Source organism: Marinobacter sp. BW6, assembly GCF_008107725.1.
In the GTDB taxonomy this organism is placed as follows: domain Bacteria; phylum Pseudomonadota; class Gammaproteobacteria; order Pseudomonadales; family Oleiphilaceae; genus Marinobacter.
Window position 1 is genome coordinate 623,969 of record NZ_VIRN01000064.1, and the last position, 20,910, is coordinate 644,878.

22 protein-coding genes are annotated in these 20,910 nt (G+C 58.4%); 6 read left to right on the forward strand and 16 right to left on the reverse strand.

Annotated features, from left to right (window positions below; genetic code table 11):
- Nucleotides 1–81: 81 nt before the first annotated feature.
- The 6 genes from modC to FMN52_RS11410 all read right to left on the reverse strand — a co-directional run bounded on the left by modC (nucleotide 82) and on the right by FMN52_RS11410 (nucleotide 5,397).
- On the reverse strand, nucleotides 82–1,164 hold the full coding sequence (gene modC, locus FMN52_RS11385; RefSeq protein WP_148608728.1) for a molybdenum ABC transporter ATP-binding protein: 1,083 nt from the start codon (nucleotides 1,162–1,164) through the stop codon (nucleotides 82–84).
- Nucleotides 1,161–1,841: a molybdate ABC transporter permease subunit gene (gene modB / locus FMN52_RS11390; RefSeq protein ID WP_148608729.1), complete on the reverse strand. Its 681-nt coding sequence runs from the start codon at nucleotides 1,839–1,841 to the stop codon at nucleotides 1,161–1,163. Before modB ends, modC begins: the two co-directional genes overlap by 4 nt.
- Nucleotides 1,841–2,548, reverse strand: a complete 708-nt coding sequence (modA, locus tag FMN52_RS11395; RefSeq protein ID WP_240339509.1) for a molybdate ABC transporter substrate-binding protein — start codon at nucleotides 2,546–2,548, stop codon at nucleotides 1,841–1,843. Before modA ends, modB begins: the two co-directional genes overlap by 1 nt.
- 80 nt (nucleotides 2,549–2,628) lie before the next feature.
- On the reverse strand, nucleotides 2,629–3,591 hold the full coding sequence (locus FMN52_RS11400; protein ID WP_148609737.1) for an alpha/beta fold hydrolase: 963 nt from the start codon (nucleotides 3,589–3,591) through the stop codon (nucleotides 2,629–2,631).
- Nucleotides 3,557–4,543 (reverse strand): sterol desaturase family protein, encoded by a 987-nt coding sequence (locus tag FMN52_RS11405; RefSeq protein WP_148608731.1) that lies wholly within the window; start codon nucleotides 4,541–4,543, stop codon nucleotides 3,557–3,559. The genes FMN52_RS11400 and FMN52_RS11405 overlap by 35 nt, the downstream gene beginning before the upstream one ends.
- Nucleotides 4,544–4,650: 107 nt before the next feature.
- Nucleotides 4,651–5,397, reverse strand: coding sequence for a glutathione S-transferase family protein (locus FMN52_RS11410; RefSeq protein ID WP_148608732.1), 747 nt, complete (start codon nucleotides 5,395–5,397; stop codon nucleotides 4,651–4,653).
- A gap of 139 nt (nucleotides 5,398–5,536) precedes the next feature.
- On the opposite strand from FMN52_RS11410, the gene FMN52_RS11415 reads away from it, so the two are divergent.
- Nucleotides 5,537–6,511 carry an META domain-containing protein gene (locus tag FMN52_RS11415; RefSeq protein WP_240339467.1) on the forward strand — a complete coding sequence of 325 codons (975 nt, stop codon included), beginning with the start codon at nucleotides 5,537–5,539 and terminating at the stop codon, nucleotides 6,509–6,511.
- Here the strand turns inward: FMN52_RS11415 and FMN52_RS11420 are convergent.
- The 4 genes from FMN52_RS11420 to FMN52_RS11435 form a co-directional block, all read right to left on the reverse strand.
- Complete coding sequence (locus FMN52_RS11420) at nucleotides 6,487–7,323, reverse strand: transporter substrate-binding domain-containing protein (RefSeq protein ID WP_148608733.1); 837 nt, start codon at nucleotides 7,321–7,323, stop codon at nucleotides 6,487–6,489. The genes FMN52_RS11415 and FMN52_RS11420 overlap by 25 nt on opposite strands.
- Before the next feature lie 83 nt (nucleotides 7,324–7,406).
- Nucleotides 7,407–8,465, reverse strand: a complete 1,059-nt coding sequence (locus FMN52_RS11425) for a betaine/proline/choline family ABC transporter ATP-binding protein (protein WP_148608734.1) — start codon at nucleotides 8,463–8,465, stop codon at nucleotides 7,407–7,409.
- Nucleotides 8,466–8,476: 11 nt separating this feature from the next.
- Complete coding sequence (locus FMN52_RS11430; RefSeq protein WP_148608735.1) at nucleotides 8,477–9,511, reverse strand: ABC transporter permease subunit; 1,035 nt, start codon at nucleotides 9,509–9,511, stop codon at nucleotides 8,477–8,479.
- A gap of 96 nt (nucleotides 9,512–9,607) precedes the next feature.
- Nucleotides 9,608–10,573, reverse strand: coding sequence for an ABC transporter substrate-binding protein (locus tag FMN52_RS11435; protein ID WP_148608736.1), 966 nt, complete (start codon nucleotides 10,571–10,573; stop codon nucleotides 9,608–9,610).
- 287 nt (nucleotides 10,574–10,860) lie between these two features.
- Here FMN52_RS11435 and FMN52_RS11440 point away from each other — a divergent pair, with 287 nt between their 5' ends.
- The 4 genes from FMN52_RS11440 (at nucleotide 10,861) to FMN52_RS11455 (ending at nucleotide 14,100) form a co-directional block, all read left to right on the forward strand.
- Nucleotides 10,861–11,961, forward strand: coding sequence for a M14 family zinc carboxypeptidase (locus FMN52_RS11440; protein WP_148608737.1), 1,101 nt, complete (start codon nucleotides 10,861–10,863; stop codon nucleotides 11,959–11,961).
- A 41-nt stretch (nucleotides 11,962–12,002) separates the two neighbouring features.
- Nucleotides 12,003–12,737: an alpha/beta hydrolase gene (locus FMN52_RS11445; protein ID WP_148608738.1), complete on the forward strand. Its 735-nt coding sequence runs from the start codon at nucleotides 12,003–12,005 to the stop codon at nucleotides 12,735–12,737.
- 91 nt (nucleotides 12,738–12,828) lie between these two features.
- Nucleotides 12,829–13,446 carry a glutathione S-transferase family protein gene (locus FMN52_RS11450; RefSeq protein WP_148608739.1) on the forward strand — a complete coding sequence of 206 codons (618 nt, stop codon included), beginning with the start codon at nucleotides 12,829–12,831 and terminating at the stop codon, nucleotides 13,444–13,446.
- A 36-nt stretch (nucleotides 13,447–13,482) separates the two neighbouring features.
- Nucleotides 13,483–14,100 carry a DUF4202 domain-containing protein gene (locus tag FMN52_RS11455; protein WP_148608740.1) on the forward strand — a complete coding sequence of 206 codons (618 nt, stop codon included), beginning with the start codon at nucleotides 13,483–13,485 and terminating at the stop codon, nucleotides 14,098–14,100.
- Nucleotides 14,101–14,114: 14 nt separating this feature from the next.
- Here FMN52_RS11455 and trpC read toward each other — a convergent pair whose 3' ends face one another.
- The 6 genes from trpC to rpe all read right to left on the reverse strand — a co-directional run bounded on the left by trpC (nucleotide 14,115) and on the right by rpe (nucleotide 19,837).
- A complete protein-coding gene (gene trpC / locus FMN52_RS11460) occupies nucleotides 14,115–14,936 on the reverse strand; it encodes an indole-3-glycerol phosphate synthase TrpC (protein WP_148608741.1) in 822 nt (273 codons plus the stop codon).
- Nucleotides 14,937–15,106: 170 nt separating this feature from the next.
- Nucleotides 15,107–16,135 carry an anthranilate phosphoribosyltransferase gene (trpD, locus tag FMN52_RS11465; RefSeq protein ID WP_064229824.1) on the reverse strand — a complete coding sequence of 343 codons (1,029 nt, stop codon included), beginning with the start codon at nucleotides 16,133–16,135 and terminating at the stop codon, nucleotides 15,107–15,109.
- A gap of 11 nt (nucleotides 16,136–16,146) precedes the next feature.
- The gene (locus tag FMN52_RS11470) at nucleotides 16,147–16,728 is read right to left on the reverse strand and encodes an aminodeoxychorismate/anthranilate synthase component II (RefSeq protein WP_148608742.1); all 582 of its coding nucleotides are present in this window, start codon (nucleotides 16,726–16,728) and stop codon (nucleotides 16,147–16,149) included.
- Nucleotides 16,729–16,744: 16 nt separating this feature from the next.
- A complete protein-coding gene (gene trpE / locus FMN52_RS11475) occupies nucleotides 16,745–18,232 on the reverse strand; it encodes an anthranilate synthase component I (protein WP_148608743.1) in 1,488 nt (495 codons plus the stop codon).
- A gap of 232 nt (nucleotides 18,233–18,464) precedes the next feature.
- Nucleotides 18,465–19,154, reverse strand: a complete 690-nt coding sequence (locus tag FMN52_RS11480) for a phosphoglycolate phosphatase (protein ID WP_148608744.1) — start codon at nucleotides 19,152–19,154, stop codon at nucleotides 18,465–18,467.
- A complete protein-coding gene (gene rpe, locus FMN52_RS11485; RefSeq protein WP_148608745.1) occupies nucleotides 19,151–19,837 on the reverse strand; it encodes a ribulose-phosphate 3-epimerase in 687 nt (228 codons plus the stop codon). Before rpe ends, FMN52_RS11480 begins: the two co-directional genes overlap by 4 nt.
- 117 nt (nucleotides 19,838–19,954) lie before the next feature.
- Here rpe and FMN52_RS11490 point away from each other — a divergent pair, with 117 nt between their 5' ends.
- Entirely contained in the window at nucleotides 19,955–20,908 is a 954-nt protein-coding gene (locus tag FMN52_RS11490) for a DUF3530 family protein (RefSeq protein WP_148608746.1), read from the forward strand.
- The last annotated feature ends 2 nt before the right edge of the window (nucleotides 20,909–20,910 follow it).

Here is a 20,910-nt window from a genome sequence, read left to right on the forward strand (position 1 = left end):
TCCTGTGACGATAAGGCCGCTGAAATCAGCGGCCTTTTGCGTTTTGTGGCCCGAGTAGAACGACTTGCAGCACCAAAGGTCTCACGCGACCAGGGCAGCTGATTTTATCTGCATCCATACGCTTATGCCCGGCTCAAGGCCGAGCTGGGCGACTGCTCGGCTAGTCAGCCTCGACAGGACTGGCGTCGGTCCGGCCAGAAGCCGCACCAGACTGATGCCAGGAGCCACATCGGGATCAATCTGGTCAATGACTGCCGGCACCAGGTTCTGGATGCTCTGGTCGGCGTTTTCGGACAGGGCCAGGCTGACATCCCGGGCCAGAACCCGTACCCGAACCCGGTCTCCCGGTTTCACCCGTCGGTCATGTCGCAGCCAGAGCTTGCCGCCATCAAACCGGAACAGCGCCAGATGCCAGTAGTCGTCGAGATCGATAATCTGGCCTTCCAGCAAGGCACCGGCGTCGTCCTGGACGCGAAAAGGATTGTCTGTGTTGGCCAGGGTTTCCTGCAATGGTCCCTGCCCGACCACACGGCCTTCTTCCATCATCACTATGTGGTCAGCCAACCGGGCAACTTCTGCGGTTGAATGGGACACATAGATAATCGGAATGGCCAGGGTGTCGTGCAGCCGTTCCAGATAGGGCAGGATTTCCTGCTTGCTGTTGAAGTCCAGGGCGGACAAGGGTTCATCCATCAGCAGCAGTCGGGGACTGGTCAGCAGGGCCCTGGCAATTGCGACTCGCTGGCGTTCACCGCCAGAAAGGCCTGCGGGCATGCGGTCCAGGTGTGATTCCAGACCGAGCCAGCGAACGGCATCGTCGAAACCGATCTGTCGGTCGGCAGGGGAAATCCGTTGATACCCGAAATCCAGATTTTTCCGCACGTTAAGGTGAGGGAAAAGGTGGGTCTCCTGGAATACATAGGCCAAGGGCCGCTTGTGCACGGGCCGGATGAACGACTCGGTCTGCCATGGTTCGCCCAGAACGGTCATGGTACCCGGGGCGCTTTGGAGGCCAGCCATGCACCTTAGTAGCGTGGTTTTGCCGCAGCCCGAGCGCCCGAACAGGGCGGTGATGCCGGTGCCGGGAAGGTTCAGGTCGACGTCGAGGCTGAAGCCGGGAAACGAGCACTGGAAGCGGGCGCAGATGGTATCGCTGGCGGTCATCTTATGGCTCCTGAACGGGCTTTGCCGTTCAGTGCGTAGAGGGTCACCAGAACCACGAAGGAAAACACGACCATACCGGCGGAAAGCCAATGAGCCTGGGTGTATTCCAGAGCTTCCACATGATCGTAAATGGCCACCGATAACACCTTGGTTTCGCCCGGGATGTTGCCGCCGATCATCAGGATCACCCCGAACTCACCGATGGTATGGGCGAAAGTCAGTACCGACGCAGTCAGAAAACCGTTGCGGGCCAGTGGGACCGCAACAAACAGGAACCGGTCCCAGGGTGCGGCACGAAGCGTTGAGGCAACTTCCATGAAGCCGTCGCCGATGCCTTCAAAGGCGTTTTGCAGGGGTTGAACGGTAAATGGCAGGGAATAGATGACCGATGCCACCACCAGACCCTCAAACGTGAAGGGCAGTAGCCCGATACCCAGTGATTGGGTCATCTGTCCAACCCATCCTTCCGGCCCCATGACCAGCAACAGATAGAAACCGAGCACGGTTGGCGGAAGGACGAGTGGCAGGGCAATGACCGCAGCAATTGGCTGCCGAAGCCAGTGACGGGTGCGGGCCAGCCACCAGGCGATCGGGGTGCCAATAATCAGCAAGAGCAGAGTCGTTGTCGCGGCCAGCCTGAGTGTCAGCCAGACCGGGTCCCAGTAGGTTTCAAACATCAGTTGTCAGTGTCGTAGCCATAATCCCGAATGATGGCTATGGCGGTGTCTGATTTGAGGAAGTTGATCCAGGCCACGGCCGCCTGATTGTCGGCACCACGATTCAGCAGGATGACCTGTTGGTCGATGGGCTGGTAATAAGCCTCGGGCACATGCCAGAGGGTGCCTTCCTCTCCCGTCCAGGATTTTACCTGAGACAGGGCCAAAAAGCCGGCCTGGGCGTTACGACTGGCAACGAACTGGAATGTCTGTGCTATGGAATCGCCGCGAACCAGTTTGCCCTGAAGGGTCTGCCAGTGGTCCAGTCGTTCAAGTACCTGTTTTGCCGCGAGCCCATAGGGCGCGGTTTTCGGGTTGGCAATGGCGAGCCTGGCGAAGGACTGTTGTGCCAGGTAGCGCTCGGCATCGTCGAAGACGTTTGATGCCGGGCTCCAGAGCGCCAGTTTGCCCCTGGCATAGGTGAATCGGGTGGTGGGCACGCCTGCCTGCTCTGCTTCGATGAGCGCCGGCCTGCGCTCATCGGCCGCCATGAATACGTCGAAAGGTGCTCCGTTCCTGATTTGGGCGTAGAGCTTGCCGGTAGAACCGAAGCTTGCGGACACTGTGTGGCCGGTTTCGGCTTCAAACTGTTTGGCCAGCTCACGTGCTGCGTCAGTGAAGTTGGCGGCAATGCCGATGCTGACGTCGCCTGCGACGGCATCCGTCATGCCGGCACTAGCCAGAAGTAATACCAGGGCCCGGAGCAGGTGACGAGCTCGAAGGTAACCCATTCAGTGTCCTTACAGGTTCAATCAATGATGGCATGAGTCTGTGTTGACTCTTCCCGGTAACCTGCCTGCAACGGCGAATCCGATGTCAGGCACATAGCCCGAAGATAACCCCAGACTTCTTCCCGATTGGTTTCGTTGAGCATCTCATGTCGGCCGCCATCGAACAATCGCAGAGTGACTTTATCCAGACCCGCCTCCCGGATTGCCTGAAAGTGCTGGCGGACGCCCCGCCCCATTTCGCCCACCGCGTCGGCTGTACCCGAGAACAGGTGAACGGGCAGGTCTTTACGCCAGGTAGAGGGAGAAATACTCAACATGCCACCGATAAAATCCCACCAGAGGCCGACAGTGCAGTCGAATCCGCAGAACGGATCCGAGACGTACTGGTCCACCTGTGCATGGTCGCGGCTCAGCCAGTCCGAGCCAGTCCGGTTAGGGCTGAATGTGCGGTTGAACTGCTCGAAGGTCATTCGGGCCACCAGCCGACTTCGATGCTGCTTGCCGAAGACCAGGCGGATCAGACCGATCATACCCCGGGATGCCAGTAGCTGACGCCGGCTAATGCGATTGGTCGCACTGAGAATCAGGGAGTCCAGAGTGTCGCCGTATTCCTGTGCGTAACTCTGGGCAATAAAGGATCCCATGCTGTGGCCCAGCAGGTGCAGGGGCAGGCCAGCGAACCTGGAGCGGCTGAATTCAACCACCTGGTGCAGGTCGTCGATCACGTTGGCCCATCCGTCCCGGTCCGCATAGTGCCCGCGCTTTTCCCAAGGGCAGTGAGGCCCGTGGCCACGATGATGAAAGGTGACAACAGCCATGCCGCTCTCGCTGAGCCATTGAGCCAGCGATCTGTAACGGTCACCGTGTTCTGCCATTCCGTGACTGATCACGAGAATGGCGACAGGGTTGGCAGAAGTGAAGATTGTTCCGGTTATCCGGTGGCCATCAGGTGCGTCGAGGGTCAGGGGAAGTTCGTTCATTGTCACGGCCCGGTTCCTTGTTATTTTTCTCCGTTGCCGGGCGTTGCCACTCCGGCGGTTTCCACAAATGGGTGAGGCGAGACAATAATCTGCCGGGCTGGGCCATGTCGCGGAACAGGTCCACGTATTCGTGTGTCCAGAGCACAATCAGGTTATTGGATTGGACTGGCCGGGTGATGCCATATTCAGGCGGTCGTTGCGCGTCTTCGTCCACGAATGTGCCGAACAGGCGATCCCAAAGAATCAGCGTGCCGCCGTAATTGCGGTCGATGTAGCCGGGATTGCGGCCATGATGAACCCGGTGGTGACTCGGGGTGTTGAAAACCTGCTCAATCCAGCCGGGAAGCTTTCCGATCAGGGTGGTGTGAATGAAGAACTGGTATACCAGTGACAGGGCATAGGCGACACCGATCCACACGGGGTTGAGGCCGAGCATTGCCAGAGGCAGGTAGAAGACCCACATTCCGTTGAAGATGTTAGTGGCGTTCTGGCGCATGGCGGTGGAGAAGTTCATGCGCTCGGAGGAATGATGTACCACATGGGCTGCCCAGAACCAGCGTACCCTGTGACTGGCCCGGTGCATCCAGTAGAAACAGAAATCCACGCCCAGGAAGGTCAGCAGGACTGTGAGCCCGTTCAGCTCCAGGTCAAATAGCCGATAGTGATAGCAAAGGGCGTAGACAGGAAACGCAATCAGTCCGGCGAAGAGCAGCTCGGTAACCTGGTAACCGGCGCCAAGGGCAAAGTTTCTGAACGCTTCACGGGTATCCATTAGCTGCGGATCGTGGCGAATCTTCAGATACTCCCACAGGGTAACGGCCACGAAGATGGGGGTGGCGACCACAAAAATCAGTTGGCGTTCATCCAGCGCCAGCCAGGGAGACGCCACCTTCCAGAGGGCAAGCAGACCGCTTTCTTCCAGTACGGCCAGCATCATGTCGGTTAAAACCATCGAGTTCCTGCCGGTTTCCTGATCCTGTTCGCTTATTCTGGCACGTAACCCGGGGAACGGACTGTCGGTTCACGCCAGATTGGCTAACGAATTCCGCCACGGTTGCCTCAGTTTGGCTGACGGTTATCACCGTAGATCTTTTCCAGAGTCCGGATCTGCGGTTGCCATTGGTGCAGCCAATTTTTGATGTCTTTGGGAATCCGGGCAGATTTTGGCCAGGGCACTGGGTACTGTGCTGGCTGGAACATGGGGGCAAACAGAGCGGCCGCGGTCAGGTCAGCACGGGTGAACTGGTCGCCAGCCAGGAAAGGGCGTTCAGCGTATATAGCGGCAAGCTCGGTGAGTAATTCCTCCATCACTTGCCGAGACGTTTCAGACGTTTTCTCGTTGATTTTCATCCATTGGCGCATCACTTCATCAACCCGGCTGAAAGCCAGGCTAAGCAGTATCCGGTTATAGAACGGCGTACCAGCAGCCAGCATCGGCACCACGATTTTGGGGCGTTTCAGAAAGTGGTGGTAGGAGTAGCAGCGAATAGCCGGGCCCGCTTCCTCGTCGAGCCGACGCTCCCAGGCCAGAGCTTGTTCGCGAATTTCCGGGTCCGCTGGTGTCAGGGAATGCTCTGGGAAGGTCTGATCCAGATAATCCAGGATGGCGGCTGATCCCTGAACCACCTGGCCATCGTGTTCCAGCACTGGAACCGAAGATGCCTCGCCGGTCAGCTTCCGGATGGTTTTTACATGCTGTCCGGGCAGCAGGTTCACCGTTTCATAGTTGAGCCCTTTGTAGTCCAGAGCCCAACGGATCTTCTCGCAGTAGTGCGAAATGGCAAATTGGTAAAGTTTCAGCGCCATATAGGTCATCTCCTTGAATCAGAGTTCTAGCATACTGCCGGTGAGGCGGTATAAGAAGCCTCGTCGAATACTCACGGTGGCCTCATCAGTCGTTGGGTTTTAAACTTAAGACCGAAAACATGCCTAAAGGGAACTGACCATGTACTCACGACGAGTTTTGATGTTGTCCGTCGTCACTGCGGCGGGCCTTGCCATCTCTGCCTGCTCCTCACTACCCGAAACCAGCCAGCCGTTTTCCGGCAGCTATGCGTGCGGGCAGCTCGATATAGCCGTATCCGGTAGTGACGACAGTGATCTGATCAGTGTTGATTATCTGGATCGGAGGGTTCTGCTTAAACCCGACGTAAGCGCCTCGGGGGCATTGTATGTTGCCCCCGGCAATGACCAGACCCGCTTCTGGAGTAAGGGTGAAAAAGCGACCCTGACAATACAGGGGCAAACGTATCCGGAATGTTTGCAGGCCGGGGATCTGGAAATGCCGTTTGAGGCGCGGGGCAATGAGCCTTTCTGGCACGCGACGATTGAGGGAGGCGAACTGTTGTTAACGCGCCCCTACGAGGAAGAGAGGACCCGCCGTGTTCCGGTTGAACTGAAAGTAGCCAACCGGCACGGCCGGGAATTTGCGGCCACCCTGGATGATCTGCCCATCAGGCTCACGGTGGCCAGACAGCTCTGTCAAGACAGCATGTCCGGAGCTCAATACCCGGCGCAGGTGCGCCTGGTGGTCGGTAGTGATGAATTCACCGGCTGTGGCGGCGAGCGCGAACGCCTCTTTCAGGGAGCGGTCTGGGTTGTTGAAGATCTTGCGGGCACAGGCATCATTGACCGTTCGCGGATCACCATTGAGTTTCTTGAAGGTAACCGGATCGCCGGTCGGGCTTCGTGCAACCGATACACCGGCAGCTATCAGCTCAGGGGCGAAGGCATTGCCATCGGGCCATTGGCATCAACCCGGATGGCCTGCGCGCCCGCGCTGATGAATCAGGAGGATCGGTTCCTCACCCTGCTGGATCAGGTGACGTCAGTGCGTATCGGCCAACACGGCGAGCTGCTTCTGTCGACAGCCAACGGCGGGACGATACGGGCTTTTCAGTCCGACCATGGAAGTCCGTAAAGGGCCAGTATTTCCGCTACCCGCCCTGAACGCTGCAGGGCTTTTGCTCCTTCTGACAGGAGCGCTGCGAGTTCGGGAGAGTCCTTGCCAACAGGTGAAAAAGCAATATAAAGAGGTGACTCATGTATCACCGCGGCCATTTTCAAGGTCTCGCTGCGGTCCAGCTTCAGTTGCCTTTCCATGACATAGCGGTCTTCCGGGAACACATCGGAGCGCCTCTGTTCCAGTAGTTCAATAGCCCTGCTCAAAGGCGCGGGGCCGGACAGAATCCAGACCCGCTCGGGACTGTTCTGGTAACGGACGATATAGTCGTCCAGATCCGGAGAGTAGGCGTAGCCGTTTATCGCCAGCAGAGTGAGCGTTTCAAGCGATTCGATGCCAGTATATTGCCAGTTGTTATCCGGGTGGGTGTAGAGCGCAATGGTGGAGTAACCAATGGCGGCATCGGGAAACACGAAATCCGGAGCATCGCCGGGCAGTGCGCCGACAACCGCGTCTACATGGCCGTCTCGGGCCTGCTGTAGCGCTCTTGCCCAGCTCATGTTGACATACTCCAGATCAATTCCAGCCAGGCCAAAGGCTTCCCTGGCGATGTCGATCATATAGCCTTCCTGCTCGGAGCCTGCGTCACAGTTGTGCGGGCACCAGGGGTCTGCGGCAACGACGATACTCTGACGAGGTTGAATCGGGGCCGGTGTCGGGGCGGGTTCTGCTGCCTTGGCGACTGTTTCAGGAACCAGGTCTGGCGGGTCTTCCGGCTGCGAACAGCCGGCGAGAAAAAGTGCCAGGAAGAAGGCCAGGGTCTTTGCCATGGTGATAAAACCGGTATGCCGCGAACGACGGCTGCACCTAAAGCATAGACCCTGGCAATGCGTTTGTAATGTCCGGGAGTGAACTACGCCGCGTTTTTATTCCTTTCAGCGGACGCTGCCGTTGGCACCAGTGCACGGGCCAGGTCCTTCATATGCAGTGTGCCAATGTGCTCGCCGTCCCTTACCACGCGGAAATTCAGGGCCATGTCGCCCTCTGACTTTAAAAGTACCGACTCCAGGTTGTCGTTCTCGGCGATATCGCCGGCAAAGTCCGTGTCACCGTCGTCCGGTTGACTCATGACAGACCGAACCCTGAGAACCCGGGCCCGGTTGATATCACTGATGAAGTCGACAATATACGGATCTCCGGGGTTGAGCAGAATCTCCTGGGGATCCCCCTGCTGGACCACCTCACCGTCTTTCAAAATGACCAGATGATCCGCCAGTTTCAGTGCTTCATCCAGATCGTGGGTGATGAACACGATGGTCTTCTGCAGTTCTTCCTGAAGCTCAAGCAGAAGGTCCTGCATATCTGAACGTATCAGGGGGTCGAGGGCCGAGAACGCCTCATCCATCAGCATGATTGGCGCATCGGATACCAGTGCCCGGGCAATGCCCACACGCTGCTGCATGCCGCCGGACAGCTGGTGGGGATACTGATATTCGTTCCCTTCCAGGCCCACCCGCGCGAGCCATTTGCGGGCATCGGCCTCAAAGTCTGCTGTGGTGTAGCCGCGGATATCCTTGGCCATGCCGGCGTTTTCCAGAACCGTCTTGTGAGGCAGGAGGGCGAACTTCTGGAACACCATCGACATGCGCTCCCGGCGCAGCTTGCGCAGCTGCTCCCCGGTATAGTTCATGATGTCTTCGTCGTCGACGCGGATCTCCCCGGCGGTGGGGTCGATCAGTCGGTTGAGGTGCCGGATCAGAGTGGATTTCCCGGAGCCCGAGAGCCCCATGATGACGGTGATTTCGCCATCTTTCATGTCCACGTTGATATCCCTGAGACCGAGGACGTGTCTCTGCTGTTCCAGCAGATCGGCTTTGCCCATGCCTTTGCGGACATGTTCCAGGGCAACATCCGGGGTCGGGCCGAAGATCTTGTACAGGTTTCGGATCGAAATCTTGATGTTTTTCGCCATGGTGGCTTTCCTCACTGCTTCTGAGACACGTTGATGCGCGCCAGGGACGCCTTGGTAACCCGGTCGAGAATAACCGCCAGGATTACGATGCCAAGGCCAGATACCAGGCCAACACCGAGTTCCAGATTACGGATACCCCGGAGGACCAGAACGCCAAGCCCGGGTGCGGACACCAGGGATGCAATCACGACCATGGCAAGACTCATCATGATGGTCTGGTTGACCCCGGCCATGATGTTGGGCAGCGCCAGTGGAATCTGCACCTTGTAGAGTTTCTGTCGGGGTGTCATGCCGAAGGCGTCTGCAGCCTCGATTACGTCCTTGTCCACCAGTCGGATACCCAGGTTGGTCAGCCGGATGACCGGAACAATAGCGTAGAGGATGATGGCGATACCATAGAGCTTTGACTCGGTGACACTGAACAGGAAGATAAGCGGGATCAGGTACACAAAGGGTGGCAGGGTCTGGAGCATGTCCAGAACCGGTATGATCATTCGTTGCAACGAATTGCTGCGGGCCATGGCGATGCCTATGGGTACACCGAGCAACACACAGAGGAAGGCGCAGACGAATATGATCGCCAGGGTTTGCATGGCGTAATCATAATGGTCGATGAACGCCAGCAGCACGATACTGCCGCCAACAAACAGCATCAATTTCCAGGATTTGGTGACAAGGTAAACAACCGCCAATAACAGTGGAATCACGATCCACCAGGGCGTGTTCAGCATGGCGTAAAGTGCCCCATCCAAAAACCAGCTGAGCGGTTGGGTTAACGGATCGAGAACCAGGCTGAGACTGTCCTTTATTGCCAGAAATCCCTGTTCCAGGCCCTTGGTCAGTTCCCGGGACTGGGGAAAAGCGGCGCAGGATTCGTTCAGGGCGTCCATGGATGGGAAGGGGAGTTCCCATATCGAGGCCGGTTCGGCGCTCTCTCCCTTGGTCTTGTTCAGCAAGTCAGCCATTGACATGGGGCCGGTACTTTTACCCTCCGAGCACCACTGTTCAAGGCCTAACGAAGAAAATAGGGAATCGTAGGTTGCCATGGGCGGTCAGTCTCTCCTGCGCACGTCTGAAATCAGAACGGTTTTCGGGAAACGGCCCGGGACATCCCCAAGGATGCCCCGGGAGGGGCAGGTCAATCAGTTAAGAATCTTGGCCAGCCGCTCTTTCGCAGAGTCGTTCAGCCAGGTTGACCACTCGTCACTGTTGTTGCTGAGGTAGTAAACCGCAGCTTCCTCGCCCGAAGCGTTGTTGGAATCCATCCAGGCAAGTATTGCGCTCATGGTCTCGGTTTTGAACGTCAGCTTGCTGAGCATCTCGGCCACTTCCGGCTCGCGCTCTTTAAAGCTGGTGGTTATGGACGTCAGAACCGTCGCCGCCGGGAAGTCCGATACGCCCGGGTTGTCGATGTCCTGCGTTTGGTTTTTCTGGTGCACGTCTGGCTTGATCTCGCCGAGGTCAACCCGGGTCATGTCGTACTTGCCGAGGGGAACAGTCGGACCCCAGTAGTAGCCGAACCAGGGCTCTTCGTTCTGGACAGCAGAAGCCATGGAAGATGCCAGCGTTTCACCAGAGCCGTGGTTGAAGACGTCAATGCCGGACTCTTCCAGATCCAGTGCGCGAACCAGGTTGTCACTGACAACGCGGCAACCCCAGCCGTCCGGACAGTTGTTGAAACGGCCGCCAACGAGCTCAGGATTGGCCATGATGCCCTCTATGGTCTTCAGTTCCGGATGCTCTTCCGCGAGGTATGTGGGAATCCACCAGCCTTCAACGCCGCCCGGATCCAGAACCTTGCCGAGCCGCTCCACCTTGCCCTGTTCTTCCAGACGCAGATAGGCTTCGCCCGCGGAGTTGAGCCATAGCTCGGTAACAATGTCGGGTTCACCGTTCTCGGCAACCGAGGTTACCGCCGGGACGGTATCGGAAGGAACAATGGTGACGTCACAGCCGTAACCCTGTTCCATGATGAAGGTGGCCACGTTGGTAACGACGGTGTTGGATGCCCAGTTCATTTCCGTAATGGAAACTTCTCCACACTCAGCCTGAGCCAGGCCGGGAGCTGAAAGTGCACAAAGCAATGCTGCAGACGTAAGCTTTCGCATAGTCGCGTCTCCTTTTTAGGGTTTATGTTGCTTGGCGAATTTAGCGGGTACTACGGGGTCGCGATCGAAAGAGATCGGGTAGAAAGCGATGTTCAGATCACGAATGTGATACAGCAAAACGGGGACGTCTCGGTTAGTACGTAGCTAATAGGATAACCATCCATAAACAAGTTACAAGGGTGTTAACAAAAACTGTCACCAAAAAGAACATATTTTTAGGGAGTTCACTGTCAAAAAAATGCAGCAATGGCGGGCTAAACTCCCGGTTTTGGAAGCCGGAAAAAGCCATGACAGAGCTTCGTGATCTGACACTGCACACATCGATTACCGTTGAGCAGGCCAGTCGCGACGGCCGGCAGCGCCGGTTGTTGCGTACCTTTCTGCCTGAGATGGTCGGTCTTGAACGCCTGCTGGCAGAGGCGCCGGAACTCATAACCACGCAAGTAATTGAGCGGGTCGCGATAAAGGATCTCTCACTGCCTATCTACCGGGTTGATATTGGCTCATCCCGACCGGATGTGCCGGCGGTACTGCTTGTTGGTGGTGTGCACGGGCTTGAGCGCATTGGCAGCCAGGTGGTGATGGCCTGGCTGAAGTCGCTGCTCGCCAGAGTGACCTGGGACGAACATCTGGCGGGGTTGTTGCAGAAAGTGCGGATTACCCTGTTGCCTATTCTCAATCCGGGCGGCATGTACCTGAATCAGCGCAGTAATCCCAATGGCGTGGATCTGATGCGTAATGCGCCCATCACTGCTCAGGACCGAAGCGCGTTCCTGCTTGGCGGGCAGCGGTTCTCTCCTCGCTTGCCCTGGTACACCGGAGACCCTGAGCAGGGTATGGAACCCGAAAACCAGGCCCTGGAAGCGGTGATAAAGGAGCTGCTGTCGGGGCGGCCGTTTAGTGTAGCGCTGGACTGCCACTCCGGTTTCGGTATGCAGGATCAGATCTGGTTTCCCTATGCCTACCGGCGCCGACCCATGCGTCGAATCGCTTCGGTCATGGCGTTGAAGCTGATCTGGGAGCAGGCTTATCCCAACCATGATTATCGTTTCGAACCTCAGTCCCGTCATTATCTCACTCACGGAGATCTGTGGGACTACTTCTACAAACAGGTCAATCGTGAAAACACCGGTGTTTTCCTGCCTCTCACCCTGGAGATGGGTTCCTGGCGATGGATCCGAAAACGCCCGCGTCAGCTACTGAGGCTGGATGGTTTTTTCAATCCCCTGGTGCCTCATCGTCACAAGCGGGTTTTGCGCAGCCATCTGGCCTGGATGGACTTCCTGGTTAACGCCGCGGCCAGCCACGAAAACTGGTTGCCGGTTCGGGAAGAGGAGTCCATGCTGAGGGAAGCCGCGATCATGCACTGGTATCGCGATTCTCACTAGCGATTCAGTGGGTCTGGGCATTCATCAATCGGAACGTTTGTATGCACTGGATTCTGTTGCGGGGGCTCACGCGGGAACACGCGCACTGGGGAAGCTTTTCGTCTCAGCTGCGGGAGGTTTTTCCGGATCACCAGTTCCACACGGTGGACCTGCCTGGCACAGGTGTGCACTATCGGGAAAGCAGCCCGTCAACCGTGGCGGCTATCCGGGAGAAGGTTTCCAGGCAAGTCAGCCATATACCCGGTCCCTTCAGCATCCTGGCACTCTCGATGGGCGGCATGGTGGCTTTGGACTGGGCCCAGCATGCCCCCGAGGGCCAGATTCAGAATCTGGTTCTGATCAACACCAGTTCCGGCTTCAGCCCGCCCTGGCAACGCATGCGTCCCGGGGCCTGGCCCAGGGTGCTGCGACTATTGGGGCGCCGAGAGCTGTTCGATCGCGAGCGCGACATTCTTCGGCTCACCTCCAATCGTGAGGTTCCCTTGTCACTGGCCAAGCAGTGGTACAGCATTCAGCGGCAACGCCCGGTCAATTCCCGGAATGCCATCAACCAGTTGACGGCAGCGGCCCGCTACAAGCCCGGTAAAAAACGCCCGATGTCAGACGCCCTGTTGCTGGCCAGCCGGGGCGACCGTATTGTTCACTGGCGCTGCAGTGCCGCGTTCGAGGATCGCTGGCAATGGACCATGAAACTGCACCCGGATGCGGGCCATGACCTTCCCCTCGACGATCCGGAGTGGATTATCCAGCAGATCCGCAACTGGCTGCCCCGGTAACGCCGGTTGCTTGACGCAACTCTTCTTTCCGGTCAGTCTTCTCGTTTTCAAACGCCAAAGCCGGCATTGATAAGGAACGGAGCTGATAATAATGAAAATCTTCGAAACCAAAACCGCCCCCAACCCCCGTCGCGTCCGTATGTTTATGGCCGAGAAGGGCCTGCTGGACAAGGCCGAATTCATCGAAATCGACCTGCAGAAGGGCGAAAACCTGACCCCGGAATTTGTCGCCCGTAATCCGATGAAGAAAGTGCCGGTGATGGAGCTGGATGATGGCACCGCCATCGCCGAGACCATGGCAATTTGCCGCTATTTCGAAGAAAGCTACCCGGATACGCCGAGCCTGCTGGGCGATACCCCGCTGGAAAAGGCGCAGCTTGAACAATGGCTGCGCTGGATCGAGCTGTTCTTCTTTATGCCCACTGGTATGTGTTTCCAGCACACCACCGGCTATTTCAAGGACCGGATGAACCCGATCAAGGAATGGGGCGAAGAGTGTGGCAAGAGCGTGGAGAAGTTCATGCACTTTCTCGACAAGCAGCTCGACGGAAAAGAATACATCTGCTGCGACCGGTTCACCGCCGCCGATATCAATGCCTTCACGACGGTGGCGTTTGCCCGGGTGGTGGGTATTCGGATCAAGCCGGAGCAGGCCAACCTGCAGGCTTGGTATGACCGCATCAAGGAACGCCCCTCTGCCCAGGTATGAGGCCCAGGCTACCCCAAAACTGGAAGAGAGACCTTAATGACCACAACGGATTCAAGACTCCAGTGTGCGCTGGCGGCGATCGACACAGCGAATCAGGCCGATCCCAATCAGGAGTCTTTTGGCAACGAACGTCTGCCGAAGGAATACGCTTACAGCCTGCATATGACCCGCTGGCTGTTCGAGCTTGAATCCGACCCTTCCGAACGCATGCAGATCGCCTGCCGGGCCCAGCACATCGAGCGCTGGACCATGCCGCGGAAGGGCTATCCGGAAGGTCGTAAAGCCTATTACCAGTGGCGCCAGGCCTGTGGCCGGATGCACGGCAGTCGGGCTGCGGAAATCATGGCTGGCTGTGGCTATCCGCCCGAGGAGTGCGAGCGGGTGGAGACCATCCTGACGAAGCGGCAGCTGAGGCAGGATGAAGACACCCAGCTGCTGGAAGACGTTGCCTGTATGGTGTTCCTGGAACGATATTTCGCGGAATTCTACGAGGAAAAAGCGGACTACGACCGGGAGAAGTGGCTACGCATCGTCCGCCGGACCTGGGGCAAGATGTCGCCCCGGGGACACGGGGCGGCACTAAAGCTGGCCGAAGGCATGCCGGCGCATCTGCTCGAGCTTCTGCAAGAGGCATTGGCTGAGCCTGAGGCCTGATGGTGGTAAGAGAGTCAGCCTGCCGGGAAAAACAATTCCCTTAGTTTCGAACCAGGCTCTTCCGCCCGCATGAACGATTCGCCCACCAGGAAGCCGTAAATCCCACGGCTGGTCATGGCGTCCACATCATTTCTGGTCATGATGCCGCTTTCGGTAATGGTCAGCCGATCCTTTGAAATCCACTCGTGCAGATCGAAGCTGGTGTCCAGCGACACATCGAAGGTATGCAGATTGCGGTTATTGATGCCAACCAGAGGAGTCGTCAGCGTCAGCGCATCGTCCAGTTCCTCTCCATCGTGCACTTCGACCAACACATCCAGCCCGATCTCATGGGCAATACCTTCCAGTTCCTGCATCTGGTCTTTGGTCAGGCACGCAGCAATCAGGAGGATGCAGTCGGCGCCGATGGCCCGGCTTTCGTAGACCTGATAGGGCGCGACCATAAAGTCCTTGCGGATCACCGGCAGACTGCAGGCATTGCGGGCAGCGACAAGATAGTCTTCGTGGCCCTGGAAGAAGTCGCGGTCGGTGAGTACCGACAGACAAGCGGCGCCGCCTTTCTCGTAGCTCTCGGCAATCACTGCTGGTTCGAACGGATCCCGAAGAATGCCCTTGCTTGGTGAAGCTTTTTTGATTTCTGCGATGACAGCGGGAGCCCGCTGTTCAATTCGGCTGCGCAGAGCGTCGGCAAAGCCTCTGGCTGCAGGTTGATCCCCAGCCATGGCTTTCAGGTCTGCAATGGAAACCCTCGGTTTCCGCTCGTCGATCTCTTCCCACTTCCGATCAACAATCTTTCGAAGAATCGTCGGCGTCTTGTCCAAATGTCGTTCAGTCATTAGCGGCCTGCAAATCAGGTGATTGGGCCGGTGGCGGGGACCTTTCCAAAACACGCCCGTGAATACGTCCCTGTAGGGCTTGGCGTCAGCCATCTATGGCTGACGACAGTTTTGGAAAGGTCCCCGCCACCGACCCGTCGAGCTTGGTTATTGCCTTCGTTTTGAAAGGCTCAAAAACACTGGGAAAAATCAGCCAGCTCTGACATCTTGCCGGCAGCTAGACCAGAGCCCATGGCGTCGAGGGCCATATCCACACCTTCTTTCGGCGTCTTGGCCAAACCAGCGACATAGATCGCTGCGCCGGCATTGAGGGCAATCAGGTCCCGGGCTTTCTCGGCCATTTCGTCGTGACCACGACCGAAAGCTGCTTTGATGAGATTCAGTGAGTCGTCGGCGGTGTCCACGGTCAGGCCCACCAGAGCCTGGCTCTTGATGCCAAGATCCTCCGGGGTGATGTCGTATTCGGTGACCTTGCCGTCTTTCAGTTCCGCCACGTGGGTGGCGCTCGCCAGACTGATCTCATCCAGGCCGTCTTTGGAGCAAACGACCATGATGTGCTCGGCCCCAAGGCGATGCAGCACCTCCGCCATCGGGCGGCACAGCTCCCGGTTGAACACGCCCACCAGTTGGCGTTTAACGCCCGCCGGGTTGGTCATCGGGCCCAGGATGTTGAAAATGGTCCGGCAGCCCAGTTCCTTGCGGGGGCCAATGGCGTGTTTCATGGCGCCGTGATGGGCCGGGGCAAACATGAAGCCGACACCGATTTCCTCGACACAGCGGGCCACTTCTTCCGGTTTCATGCTCAGGTTGATCCCCAGCTTTTCCAGCAGGTCGGCACTACCACTCTTGGACGACACCGCCCGGTTACCATGCTTGGCAACAAAGCCGCCGGCAGCCGCTACAACAAACGAGGCAGCTGAAGAGACGTTGAACAGATTGGCGCCATCGCCGCCCGTGCCGACGATGTCCACCAGTGGCTCGGCCTTGACCGTCACCTTGGTGGCCAGCTCGCGCATCACCTCGGTGGCGCCGGTAATTTCATCGATGGTTTCACTTTTCAGACGCAACCCCATGAGAAACGCGCCGATCTGGGCGTCCGTGGCCTCGCCGTTCATGACGATGCGCATCACGTCCTTCATTTCCTCCCGGGACAGGTCCAGGTTGGAGGCAATGCGGTTGAGAGCTTCTTTCATGTCCATGTGTCGGCCTCTTATTGTGTTCTCAGAAAGTTGCGCAGCAGCTCGTGGCCCTGTTCCGTCATAATAGACTCCGGATGGAACTGCACGCCCTCGATGGGCAGCGTCTTGTGGCGAACCCCCATGATTTCCTCGATGGAACCGTCGTCGTTGCGGGTCCAGGCGGTCACTTCCAGGCAGTCGGGCAGGGTGGCCTTGTCGATCACCAGGCTGTGGTAGCGGGTCGCCTGCAGCGGGTTGCTCAGTCCCCGGAACACGCCCGTGTCTTTGTGGAATACCGGGGACACCTTGCCGTGCATGACCCGGCCGGCGCGGATGACGTCACCGCCGTAGACCTGGCCGATGGCCTGGTGGCCCAGGCAGATGCCCAGTATCGGAAGCTTGCCGGCGAAGTGCCGGATGGCGTCCATGGAGATGCCAGCCTCGTTCGGGGTGCAGGGGCCGGGGGAAATCACCAGCCGTTCCGGGTTCAGGGCTTCAATCTGTTCGATGGTAATTTCATCGTTGCGGTGCACCTGCACGTCGGCACCCAGTTCGGCCAGATACTGCACCACGTTGTAGGTGAAGGAATCGTAGTTATCGATCATCAGCAACATAATCTGTTCCTCCGCCTCAGTGGTCGAAATCGTTGTAGGTCATGGCCACCGCCCGGAAAATGGCGCGGCCCTTGTTCATGGTTTCCTTCCACTCGAGGCGGGGCACCGAATCGGCCACCACGCCTGCGCCGGCCTGGATGTGCAGGGTGTTGTCCTTGATCACGGCGGTACGGATGGCAATGGCGGTATCCATGTTGCCGTTGAACGACAGATAGCCCACGGCGCCGCCGTAGACCCCACGCTTGACCGGCTCCAGTTCGTCGATAATCTCCATGGCCCGGATCTTGGGCGCACCGCTGAGGGTGCCGGCGGGCAGGGTGGCGCGCAGCACGTCCAGGCAGCTGGTGTTGTCTTTCAGCCGGCCGGTTACGTTGGAGACAATGTGCATCACGTGGGAGTAGCGCTCCACGATCATCTTGTCGGTCAGCCGGACCGTGCCGGTTTCCGACACCCGGCCGGCATCGTTACGGCCCAGATCGATCAGCATCAGATGCTCGGCGATCTCTTTCGGGTCGGCCAGCAGCTCTGTTTCCAGCGCCTTGTCCTCGGCATCGGTGGCGCCGCGCTTGCGGGTGCCGGCGATCGGCCGAACCGTCACTTCCTCGTCTTCAACCCGGGCCAGGATTTCCGGGGAGGAGCCCACGATGTGGAAATCACCCAGATCCAGGAAATACATGTAAGGGGACGGATTCAGCACCCTAAGCGACCGATACAGATTCAGCGGTGGCGCCTCGAAGGGAATCGACATGCGCTGTGAGATCACTGTCTGCATGACATCGCCATCCAGCACGTAGCCCTTGATCTTGTCCACCGCGGCTTCGAATTTGTCCTGGGTAAAGCCGGAGATGAAGTCGCTTTCGTCCACGGCCTTGCCACGAAGGTGTTCGGGGGTCCGGGGCGCGTCAGCGGTTTGCCGGTGCAGATGGTTCTCCAGCTCGTCAATGCGGCTCTGTGCCTTTTCGAAGGCGCCCTCAATGGCCGGATCGGCATGGACAATCAGATGCAGCTTGCCCCGCAGGTTGTCGAATACCACGATCTCGTTGGACACCATCAACAGGATGTCCGGCGTACCGATGCGATCAGGCGGGCAGCTCTTGCGTAGACGTTTCTCGATATAGCGCACGGTGTCGTAGCCGAAGTAGCCCACCAGGCCGCCATTGAATCGTGGCAGCTCGTCGAGGTCCGGTGCATGGAAGCGTTTCTGGTAGGCCTCGACAAAGGCCAGCGGATCGTCCACTTCCTCGGTTTCGACAATCTCGCCGCCGCGGCTGATTTCCACTCGGTGGTCAAAGACCTTCAGCACCTCGTGGCTGGGCAGACCGATGATCGAATAACGGCCCCATTTCTCGCCGCCCTGGACGGACTCGAACAGATAGGAGTAGGGCCCGCTGGCGAGTTTGAGATAGGTGCTCAGAGGCGTATCGAGGTCGGCGAGAACCTCGCGGTACACAGGGATGCGGTTAAAGCCGGCGTCTGCGAGCTCGGCGAATTGCTCGGGTGTCATGGTGCGGTTTCCTGAAATCTGATCTGCATTGTGGACGGAAGCCTGCGCTTCCGTCAGGTGCTGCGGGCTATACGGGCAGGTGCCAGTCAGCCTCCGGGCTTGCTCAGCCGGTGCGCCATCGCCACCATCGTGTTGCGCGGGTAGTCAGGATGCCTCGCGCTGCAGTCAGATTCAGTCCCTGCACGGCAGGAATCTCCCGTAAAGACATGCTCAATGTAAGTTCCTTGTGAGATTACAAAAGCTCGGCCAGCGAATCAACAACCGCATCGGCACCGAGGGTATCCACGGCGGGCCCATAATTGTATCCGTAACGGACGGCCACGCAGGGAATGCCTGCTGCCAGTGCGGCATTAATATCCGCCCCGGAATCGCCTACCATTACCGTGGTTCCGCGGGTTCCCCCCAGTGTCTCCATGGCATGAAGCAGGGGCGCGGGGTCAGGTTTCTTGACCGGGAGGGTGTCACCACCCACGGTCAGATCAAACCAGTGGTCCAGTCCCATCTGCTCAAGCAGCGGCGCCACAAATTGTTCCGGCTTGTTGGTGACGATGCCCAGTCGGCAGCCCTGGTTCTTCAGGTGCGTGAGGCAGGCCTCGACACCGGCATAGACCACTGAATGCTGCCCGTTGATGGAGCCGTAGGCGTGATAGAAAATCGCCAGGGCATCGTTGAACAGGGCGTCGTCTTTCGGCTTCGCCGGTTCCCAGTCCACCTGGCCGGCCAGGGCCCGGCGCACCAGAACGCTGGCGCCATTGCCTACCCAGTTCCGTACCCGGTCAATACCCGCCGGTGAGCGCCCAAGATGCGCCAGCATCTGGTCCACGGCGGCCGCCAGATCCGGTGCACTGTCCACCAGGGTGCCGTCGAGATCGAACAGGGCAACGCCCGGCCAGCGGGGATTGAACAAACCCGCCAGGCTCATTGGCTGATCACCCTGCGGGCCTGTTCCAGTTCTTCGCGCATGGCATCGATGGTGGTTTTGTAGTCATCGGTGTTGAAGATGGCAGAACCTGCCACAAAGGTATCGGCACCGGCCTCGGCGATTTCCCGAATGTTCTCGGTCTTCACGCCACCGTCGATTTCGAGCCGGATATTGAAGTTGCTGGCATCTATGCGCTTGCGGGCTTCCCGGAGTTTGTCGAGGGTGCCGGGAATGAATTTCTGGCCGCCGAAGCCGGGATTCACTGACATCATCAGCACCATGTCCAGCTTGTCCATCACGTGATCCATATAATGCAGTGGCGTGGCCGGGTTAAATACCAGGCCGGCCTGGCAGCCGCCGTCGCGTATCAGCTGCAGTGAGCGGTCAATGTGGTTGGACGCTTCCGGATGGAAGGTAATGTAACTGGCGCCGGCGTCGATAAACATACGGATGAGGTCGTCGACCGGCGATACCATCAGGTGTACATCAATGGGGGCCGTCACGCCATGCTTGCGCAGCGCCTCGCAGACCATGGGGCCAATGGTGAGATTGGGTACATAGTGATTGTCCATCACATCAAAGTGCACGACATCGGCGCCGGCGGCCAATACGTTGTCGACTTCCTCGCCAAGACGGGCGAAATCGGCGGACAGGATGGATGGGGCAATCAGGTAAGGGTTCATGACGGCTCTCTCACAACAATGGATAATGGCGTGGTCAGCGGTCCCTGCCGCACATTCAGAATGGCTGCTAGTCTAACAGTTCAGTCGCGTTTTTTCGCAGTCAAAGGATCAGTATCTGTGCAGAGATTCGAGATTTACCGGCCTGGCCTGCTTTGGGTTTTTGCCTTTGTGTCGTTGTTTACGCTGACGTCCACCGCTTTCGGCCAGGAACAGGGTGGGCCGGCGGACGAGACGGAAGGAACGACGGCACCGGCCTCGGAGTCTGCGAGTCGGTCCCTGGTCTGGACGGGAACCGGCGAACGCTCCCTGAGCCAGACCTTTCCCGAGGCGGCGGTGTGGCTGGAGCTTGAGGAGAACGAGCGGGCATTAGGGCTGTTCTACCCGGAAGCGAGGTTGCCGGCCCGTGGCGCGGTGCTGGTGCTGTCGGACGAAGGCGAAACCGCCGCTTCCGGGGTGACTGGGTCAATCGCAACGGGGTTGGCTTCCAGGGGCTGGGCCGTGCTCACGCTCGGCCTGGAGGCGCCCTCGCCGGTTCTGACCGAGGTCCTGATGCGGCCCGCGTTAGAGGAGCCGGCGGCTGAACCGGGTGCGGTCGAGCAGGAAGCCTCGGAATCGGTAATGATTGATGTCATGGCCTCAGAGAATGCCGATGATCTTGAGGAGCGCTACAGAGGCCGGATCAGCCAGGCGCTCCAGGCAGGACTGGCTATGTTGGTTGAGCGGGGCTATGAAGCATCGGCTGTTCTGGGGGTCGGGCGAGCCAGCATACACGTGACCAACTATTTACTGGAGGGGGCCGATGCCGACGCGCTTATCTGGGTGGCTCCCCAGTTTTACCCCGTTGACCAGCCAGAGCTGCCGGAACGTCTGGCGTCGCTGGGCACTGTATTGCTAGAGCTTTATCCCTCCGGAGCCGTCGATAATCCAACGGACTGGAATATGGGGATGAGGTTGCGTCGCGCCGGGATGAGTGGCTTTGAGCGACAACCGATTCCCTGGCTCAGTCCTGCACCGGTAGGCCTGGGCGACGGGGTGGCCAGCCGCGTTGCCGCCTGGCTGGAATCCCGCTAGCC

Bases quoted from the DNA above. Each gene is read 5' to 3' on its own strand.
- modC (WP_148608728.1), bottom strand. From the start codon at position 1,164: ATGACCGCCAGCGATACCATCTGCGCCCGCTTCCAGTGCTCGTTTCCC.
- modB (WP_148608729.1), bottom strand. From the start codon at position 1,841: ATGTTTGAAACCTACTGGGACCCGGTCTGGCTGACACTCAGGCTGGCC.
- modA (WP_240339509.1), bottom strand. From the start codon at position 2,548: ATGACGGATGCCGTCGCAGGCGACGTCAGCATCGGCATTGCCGCCAAC.
- FMN52_RS11400 (WP_148609737.1), bottom strand. From the start codon at position 3,591: ATGAACGAACTTCCCCTGACCCTCGACGCACCTGATGGCCACCGGATA.
- FMN52_RS11405 (WP_148608731.1), bottom strand. From the start codon at position 4,543: ATGGTTTTAACCGACATGATGCTGGCCGTACTGGAAGAAAGCGGTCTG.
- FMN52_RS11410 (WP_148608732.1), bottom strand. From the start codon at position 5,397: ATGGCGCTGAAACTTTACCAATTTGCCATTTCGCACTACTGCGAGAAG.
- FMN52_RS11415 (WP_240339467.1), top strand. From the start codon at position 5,537: ATGTACTCACGACGAGTTTTGATGTTGTCCGTCGTCACTGCGGCGGGC.
- FMN52_RS11420 (WP_148608733.1), bottom strand. From the start codon at position 7,323: ATGGCAAAGACCCTGGCCTTCTTCCTGGCACTTTTTCTCGCCGGCTGT.
- FMN52_RS11425 (WP_148608734.1), bottom strand. From the start codon at position 8,465: ATGGCGAAAAACATCAAGATTTCGATCCGAAACCTGTACAAGATCTTC.
- FMN52_RS11430 (WP_148608735.1), bottom strand. From the start codon at position 9,511: ATGGCAACCTACGATTCCCTATTTTCTTCGTTAGGCCTTGAACAGTGG.
- FMN52_RS11435 (WP_148608736.1), bottom strand. From the start codon at position 10,573: ATGCGAAAGCTTACGTCTGCAGCATTGCTTTGTGCACTTTCAGCTCCC.
- FMN52_RS11440 (WP_148608737.1), top strand. From the start codon at position 10,861: ATGACAGAGCTTCGTGATCTGACACTGCACACATCGATTACCGTTGAG.
- FMN52_RS11445 (WP_148608738.1), top strand. From the start codon at position 12,003: ATGCACTGGATTCTGTTGCGGGGGCTCACGCGGGAACACGCGCACTGG.
- FMN52_RS11450 (WP_148608739.1), top strand. From the start codon at position 12,829: ATGAAAATCTTCGAAACCAAAACCGCCCCCAACCCCCGTCGCGTCCGT.
- FMN52_RS11455 (WP_148608740.1), top strand. From the start codon at position 13,483: ATGACCACAACGGATTCAAGACTCCAGTGTGCGCTGGCGGCGATCGAC.
- trpC (WP_148608741.1), bottom strand. From the start codon at position 14,936: ATGACTGAACGACATTTGGACAAGACGCCGACGATTCTTCGAAAGATT.
- trpD (WP_064229824.1), bottom strand. From the start codon at position 16,135: ATGGACATGAAAGAAGCTCTCAACCGCATTGCCTCCAACCTGGACCTG.
- FMN52_RS11470 (WP_148608742.1), bottom strand. From the start codon at position 16,728: ATGTTGCTGATGATCGATAACTACGATTCCTTCACCTACAACGTGGTG.
- trpE (WP_148608743.1), bottom strand. From the start codon at position 18,232: ATGACACCCGAGCAATTCGCCGAGCTCGCAGACGCCGGCTTTAACCGC.
- FMN52_RS11480 (WP_148608744.1), bottom strand. From the start codon at position 19,154: ATGAGCCTGGCGGGTTTGTTCAATCCCCGCTGGCCGGGCGTTGCCCTG.
- rpe (WP_148608745.1), bottom strand. From the start codon at position 19,837: ATGAACCCTTACCTGATTGCCCCATCCATCCTGTCCGCCGATTTCGCC.